At 59.2% G+C, this 708-nt stretch carries 1 protein-coding gene; it reads left to right on the forward strand.

Features of this window, described 5'->3' with window-relative positions; all coding sequences use genetic code 11:
• The coding region (locus tag BK660_RS30640) for a methyl-accepting chemotaxis protein (protein ID WP_259698556.1) at nt 1–692 on the forward strand (692 nt) is incomplete at its 5' end.
• Nucleotides 693–708: the final 16 nt, after the last annotated feature.

Raw genomic sequence — 708 nt, forward strand, 5'->3', positions numbered from 1 at the left:
CTCAGGAAGTAGCGAGCCACCTGCAGCGCACTGCTGACGCGACTCAGGAAGCCAATCGCCTGACCGGTCGCGGTCGTGACATCGCCGGCGAAACCCGCGAAGCCATTCAGCGTTTGTCGGTCGTCGTTGGCGAAACCGGTTTGACCGTGACCCAACTGGCCAAGGACAGCGACGAAATCGGTGGCGTGGTTGATGTGATCAAAGGCATCGCTGACCAGACCAACCTGCTCGCTCTGAACGCTGCGATCGAAGCTGCACGTGCCGGTGAAATGGGCCGTGGGTTTGCGGTGGTGGCTGACGAAGTGCGTCAACTGGCGCAGCGCACCAGCGAATCGACCGGGCAGATTCATGCCTTGATCGCCAAGTTGCAGCAGACGGCTTCGAGTGCCGTGCAAACCATGGAAGCCGGGCATCGCCAGGCTGAAGAAGGTGTAGCGCGGGTGCTGGAAGCGGATCAGGCGTTGGTCGGGATCAGTGAAGCCGTGGCTAATATCACCGACATGACTACGCAGATTGCTGCGGCGACGGAAGAGCAAAGTGCGGTGGCTGAAGAGATCAGCCGCAACAGCAGCAATATTTCGGAACTGGCGGATCAGACGTCGGAACAGGCGCATAACTCGGCGTTGCTGAGTGAAGAGCTGACGAAGACGGCAAAGACGCAGTACTCGTTGGTGGAGCGGTTTAACCGCTGATTGATGTGGTGATAAC

It is taken from the genome of Pseudomonas brassicacearum (assembly GCF_003732265.1).
Classification (GTDB): domain Bacteria; phylum Pseudomonadota; class Gammaproteobacteria; order Pseudomonadales; family Pseudomonadaceae; genus Aquipseudomonas; species Aquipseudomonas brassicacearum_D.